5 protein-coding genes are annotated in these 6,188 nt (G+C 23.1%); 3 read left to right on the top strand and 2 right to left on the bottom strand.

Features of this window, described 5'->3' with window-relative positions:
- A partial coding sequence (locus Q0J90_RS13525; RefSeq protein WP_297278409.1) for a site-specific integrase occupies positions 1 to 652 on the top strand: 652 nt, incomplete at its 5' end.
- Entirely contained in the window at positions 652 to 780 is a 129-nt protein-coding gene (locus Q0J90_RS13520) for a DUF6290 family protein (protein WP_297278408.1), read from the top strand. The genes Q0J90_RS13525 and Q0J90_RS13520, both read left to right, overlap by 1 nt.
- A 297-nt stretch (positions 781 to 1,077) precedes the next feature.
- Here the strand turns inward: Q0J90_RS13520 and Q0J90_RS13515 are convergent, their stop codons facing one another.
- The gene (locus Q0J90_RS13515; protein WP_297278407.1) at positions 1,078 to 3,084 is read right to left on the bottom strand and encodes a hypothetical protein; all 2,007 of its coding nucleotides are present in this window, start codon (positions 3,082 to 3,084) and stop codon (positions 1,078 to 1,080) included.
- Positions 3,085 to 3,110: 26 nt separating this feature from the next.
- Positions 3,111 to 3,350 (bottom strand): DUF6290 family protein, encoded by a 240-nt coding sequence (locus tag Q0J90_RS13510; RefSeq protein ID WP_297278406.1) that lies wholly within the window; start codon positions 3,348 to 3,350, stop codon positions 3,111 to 3,113.
- Between the two features lie 838 nt (positions 3,351 to 4,188).
- Between Q0J90_RS13510 and Q0J90_RS13505 the strand changes: the two genes are divergently transcribed.
- Positions 4,189 to 5,685 (top strand): DNA methyltransferase, encoded by a 1,497-nt coding sequence (locus tag Q0J90_RS13505; RefSeq protein ID WP_297278405.1) that lies wholly within the window; start codon positions 4,189 to 4,191, stop codon positions 5,683 to 5,685.
- Positions 5,686 to 6,188: the final 503 nt, after the last annotated feature.

Below are 6,188 nucleotides of genomic sequence, written 5' to 3'. Positions count from 1 at the left end.
TGATGATTTTATAACTGAAGTCAATTCAAGCGAGCTTTCTAATTTAAGCATACGTGCATTAGTTTCTTCCTGTTCCTCTTTCTTTTCATTTTTAGAGAGAAGATATCCATTTATGAAAAATCCTTTTAGAGGGACAAAAACTCGTCCGCCTGTTAAAAATAAAAAAAGACTTGAAGTACCAACTAAAAAAGAAATTGAATTAATAATTAAAGATATAGCAGATCCTATCATAAAAGCGGCCATCATTTTTATAATGGAATGCGGTGTGCGTGTTGGTGCTTTACCTAAATTAGAAATAAGAAACAATAAATATTATTCCTATTCAAAAGGCAAGGAAATAAGCTGGAAAGTTACTGACAAAGTTATTAAATTATTGGCTAAAGCCCGCAAAGCGAAACAGAATAATCTTTCTTTTAATAATCCTTTTAAAAATAAAAGTTCTGAAGTGATAAGAAATATTTTTTATAGGAGTTCAAAGCGTTTATATGAACAAGGCAAAATAAAAGCCGCTTACTCTATACATGATATAAGGCATTATTTTGCTGTTACTCTATACAAACAAACTAAAGACATAGAACTTATTAGACAGGCATTAAATCATAGCAGTATAGCTGTAACAGGAATATACTTAAAAAGTTTGGAGGTAGAATAATGAAAAAAAGATTAATAGTTTGCAGATTTAATTATAAAGAATATAAGCTATTAAAAAGATTAGCTAAAGAAAATAATATGAGTGTACGTAAGTATATAAAAAAACTTATTTTAGATTATATCAATTAGATACAGTGTTGCGATAATTTATGTTATCGCAACTTAAAAAATCATATTGTTTTAAATATTATATTGACATTTTTATTATATTAATTTATACTATATAAATATATAAATGAGGTGTTTATGAATAAAATAAAATTATTTATATTATATACTTTAGAATTACTATCAATGACAATATTGTTTATTTATGAAATAATATTATTTATATTTCCAGAACTAATCACAATAAATCATATAAAAATTATATTAGGAATATTTATTTTTTTTATATTCAATACAATATATTTAAAAAAATAGAAATTATTTTTTTCTTATTCTATCAAAAATTAACTCTATTATTTTACCAGATATCGCACTCAATATTACATTAAAAATATTAGACATATATTTATTTTCTATTATTTTTAATAATAAGTTATTTGTATTATAATTACTTGTATCAATATTAGTAAGAACAATATTAATAATGAAAAACACAATAATAAATGTTATAATAAAAATTATAATTTTATCTTTTTTATTAATAATTGTATCTTTATCATTTATAATTTCATCTTTTTTGTTAATAATGTCATCTTTATCACTTATAATTTCATCTTTTTTGTTAATATATTTATTTTTTTTTCTTATGACTTTATCTTTATTTCTAATAGCATTATCTTTTTGTTTTATAACTTTGTCTTTATTCCTAATAATATTATCTTTATTCCTTATAGTATTATCTTTATTTCTGATGGTATTATCTCTTTCTTTGATTACTCTATCTTTATTTTTTATAGCTTTATCATTTTGTTTTAGATATTTTAACATTTTAGTTGTATTAGAATCATTCTTTATGATATTTACATCATGATAATAAACAGATGATAATAATAATTCTCTATCTTCATCTGTTATATCTGTTTCTTCATATATTTTTTTTATAAAAGTATCAAATTCATCAGATAAAATCCCATTATATGTATTTAACAAAAATATATCTATTAATTTATCATTTTTTATATTTGATAAAATAGCTTCTAATAATAATAGATTGATAAAATTTTTTATATTCATAATTGGTTTATATATTGATCGAATTTTAATTAAATTATGATTTATAATAGCACTATGATATGTTAAAAATATTTCATTTATATTTTCTAATGAATCTTTATTCTTTATATTAAAGTTGTTATATCTTAATATTATGGAACAATCATATATCGTTTGTAATTCATTTATATTAGTACTATAACCTTTAATTTCATTATTTTCTTGTCTATATTTATGAACTTTATCATATAATGTATCAGTTTTATTATTATTAAAGTCTTTAAAATTTAAGTTTGTTTTTATATCAATATTGTATTCTTCTAATTTACTCAAAAATTTATTATGTAAATTCTCAAAATTACAATTATTTATTATATCAAGCTTAGTATTATCAGTATATGCATTATGTATATAAAAAGCTAAATCATTTACTTTTGTATCTTTTACATTCATTTTTTTTGCTAAAACAGCATATTCATTTATTAACTCAAGTGTAATGGAGTGTATAAATACATTGAAATTTAAATCTTTTAAAGTATTCAACATTAAAATGGTATTATCATAGTTTATATCATCACACCAACCAAATAAATTTTGTATAAATATATTATCTACATATATTTCAGGTTTTTTTTGATTATTTAAATTACTATTTTTGTAATTTTCTATAGCTTTTAAAATTACTATACCTTGTATTATATTTTTAAATATATCAATATTGTCTTTATAATTTGTATAGCACTCATTTAATATATTAGCAATATTTTTTTCTATCTGCGGTAATGCTTCATTATTTTCAAAATTATTTTTTTTAGAGTATTCTAATCTTTTATAAAAGAAGTTATAAATATATTCACTTATATTAAAATTATTTATATTGTTATCTTTTAATACATTAGGACTTATTAAACCTAATATAAAAATTTTTAATTTATTCAATTCATTTAGATTGTTATTTTTTATACTTTCATATAAATCTAATTTTTCATTAATCTTATCATTGATATCTAAATAATATTCTTTATTTGATTTATTATATTTAATAAATTGAGAATGTATATGGCTACTTATTATATTATCTGCTATATTAATTTTATTATCAAATAATGAATTTATATAATATACTAAATCACTTTTTTCTATATGCTTATTTCTTATGAATAATAAGATAATAGGCTCTAACAATAAAAATCTAGTTTTTTTGTTTATGTCAATTTTTTCATAAAATGAAGAAAGAATCATAACATTTATAATTTTTTCATCTGCTGTCATAAATAATTTATCCTAAATAATAGTTTTTATTTTATATTATGAAAATAATAATTTAAAGCACATTTTCTAGCATATTGTCCTATGCTCATTCCTTCTTTTTTTGCTGCTTCTTCAAGCATTTTATTTTCTTCTTCATTTAATCTGAATGATACTCTATAACTTGGCTTTTTATCCTTATCATCTTTCTTTTTTCTGCCAGCACCTTCACGAGCACCGCCTGTATTTGGTCTAGCTCCGCCTCTATTATCTTTCTTTTTTACTTCCATTATTTATTCCTATTATTCAATTTTACTATAATAATTACCAAACATATAATTGTTATTATACTTAAAATTGTATTAATAATTTGAAGGTTCATACTTGACACCTTTATTTTTTTTTATATAATATACTTATGTGAAGTGACGGGGACGAATCCCCGCCTTTGGTCGGTTATAATGAAGGTTATTTAACCTTTCTTATAACTATTACTAAAGTTATAATCGCCGTGGTAAGCTCTATAACCTTAGTGACCAAAGTAATCACTTCGACCATAAGTTTCCTCCTTTTCTTATCAGGATTAATTATATTATAACATTTGATGAAAAAATGTCAACAATTTTTCTACAAAAAATAATAATTTATTTTAATTTTTTTCTTATATGAATTATAACTGATTTATATTTGCTTGGCGGGGGTGGATAAAATCTCTGTGGGCTTTCAATCGGTGCAACGAGTGGGGAGTCTTTTATACATGGCGATAACTTTTTTATTAGGGGGTATCAATATCATTTTTCTAATTCTTTAATTTGATTTTCTAATTCATCAATTCTTTTAATTTGATTTTCTAATTCCAATACTCTTTTCTTTAATTTCTGCATTTCACTGCCTTTTTCTTCCCATTCTTTTTTAGCTTTTGCAACACAAGCCTGTACAAAACCACCGAACGTGGCATTTGAATAATTAAAAGGATCTGCTTTAGTATTTTTTACATTTTTAATAATATATCTATAAAATTAACTTTATCGTATCATTAAATAATAAAATAAAAAACAGTATATTATTATATAATTGAATTTTTTTGGAACTTTATTATTATATAATAAAATATAAGAGGATTATTTTATGCCTGCAGACCAGAAAAACAATTATGTAAATAAGCTTTTTTACGGCGATAATCTTGATGTAATGAATGAAAAAATACCTAACAATTCCATAGATTTAATATATTTAGACCCTCCTTTTAATTCTAATAGAAATTATAATATGATATATGAAACTAATACAGGTCAGCCAGTGCCAGAAGGAGCTATAGCATTCTGCGATGCTTGGGAACTTACAGAAGATAAACTTGGTGAGGTTCAGGAATTTGCAAATGAACTTGAAACAGAAGATGATAATAAAGATTTTGCAGATTTTTGGAATGCTTGGGTAAAAGCATTAAAATATCAAAATCCTAAAATATTAGCCTACTTAGTCTTTATGGCAAGAAGATTAAGAGTGATGCGTTATAAATTAAAAGATACAGGCTCATTATTTCTACATTGCGATCCTACAGCAAGTCATTATATAAAAATAATTTTAGACGGCATATTCGGACATAAAAATTTTAAAAATGAAATAGTATGGTCTTATTCAGGTAATTCTGTTCCAAAAAATTTTTTTCCAAGAAAACATGATATTATTTTATGGTATTCTAAAAAAGATAAATGCAATTTTTATCCTATATATGTAGATTATGCTGAAAGCACATTAAAAAGGTATAATCATATAGATGATGAAGGCAGAAGATATAAAATATCAGCATTAAAAAATGGCATACAAGAAATAGTATATATGAAAGAAGGCAAGCCTTGTACAGATGTATGGAATGATATTCCAATAGTTCGTAAGAAATCGGAGCGAATGGGCTATCCTACACAAAAACCTATTGAATTATTAGAACGAATAATAAAGGCAACAACTAAAAAAGGCGACATTGTAATGGATCCTTTTTGCGGATGCGGCACTACATTAGATGCAGCACAAAAACTTAACCGTAAATGGATAGGAATAGATATATGCATGCTTTCTGTTTCTTTAATAGAAAAAAGATTAAAAGATAACTATCCGCTTGTTATTATAAAAGGCAGAGATTATACAATAGATGGAATACCTGTAACTATGGAGCAGGTAAGAGAATTAATACATAAAGAAGATACGAGCCGAAATGAAGGGCGTTATCAATTTCAGTATTGGGCTATAGAAAGAGTAAAAGGTTTTGCATCTACTAAAAAAAGTGGAGATGGCGGTATCGACGGTTCTATATATTTCTATAAAGATGATAAAAAAACATTAGGAAAAATGATTATTTCTGTAAAAAGTAGTAAAACTGTAACAGTCAGTATGATTAGAGATTTAATAGGTACTATGGAAAATAACAAAGCAGATATGGCAGGCTTTATTTGTTATGCTAAACCTACGCAAGATATGTTAAATGAAGCAAGAAAAGCAGGTTATTTTAAATTGCAATATGATATGTTTAATACAGAATATCCTAAAGTACAAATACTAACAGTTGAAGAAATATTAAACAACAAAAATTTTGAACTTCCATTTACGAGATTATCGAAAAAAAGTTAAAAATATATATGTTTAAAGTATTATATTATGTTTTTCTAATATTTTATCTAAATCTTTATAAACATATTTTTCTTTTATTTCAAAAGTCTTTTTTAATTCCTCTATTTATAAATAAAAACACTATTTTTTTATATAAAATAAATAAATTTAGTGAATTTTTTTATTATTTTATTGATTTTAGTATTGACAATTTTTTCAATTATGGTATAATTATATTATAAATAAATGAGAGGAGGCAAGCTAATGAAAAAACGGCAAGAAAAAATCGCTATGATTAAAGCTTTAACCGAACTTATCATAGCGATTACAAGTTTGATAACTGCTTTAATAGCATTAATTAAGCAGTAATCAATAAAACAATGGGGTGGGACTGGTTATCCTGCCCCTATAAAAAAATTATAACATATATAAAATGGAGGTCAATATATGAATAACAAAATAATTGAAAATATAAGATTTGCTAGTTTTATTATATTATCTTTATCTGTAATAATTTTATCAGT

It is taken from the genome of uncultured Brachyspira sp., from assembly GCF_944390595.1.
Taxonomy (GTDB): Bacteria; Spirochaetota; Brachyspiria; order Brachyspirales; family Brachyspiraceae; genus Brachyspira.
This window is presented reverse-complemented; position numbering and strand designations above follow the sequence as displayed.

Excerpts from the sequence above, each read along its gene's own strand:
- Q0J90_RS13520 (WP_297278408.1), top strand. The coding sequence starts at position 652 with ATGAAAAAAAGATTAATAGTTTGCAGATTTAATTATAAAGAATATAAG.
- Q0J90_RS13515 (WP_297278407.1), bottom strand. The coding sequence starts at position 3,084 with ATGACAGCAGATGAAAAAATTATAAATGTTATGATTCTTTCTTCATTT.
- Q0J90_RS13510 (WP_297278406.1), bottom strand. The coding sequence starts at position 3,350 with ATGGAAGTAAAAAAGAAAGATAATAGAGGCGGAGCTAGACCAAATACA.
- Q0J90_RS13505 (WP_297278405.1), top strand. The coding sequence starts at position 4,189 with ATGCCTGCAGACCAGAAAAACAATTATGTAAATAAGCTTTTTTACGGC.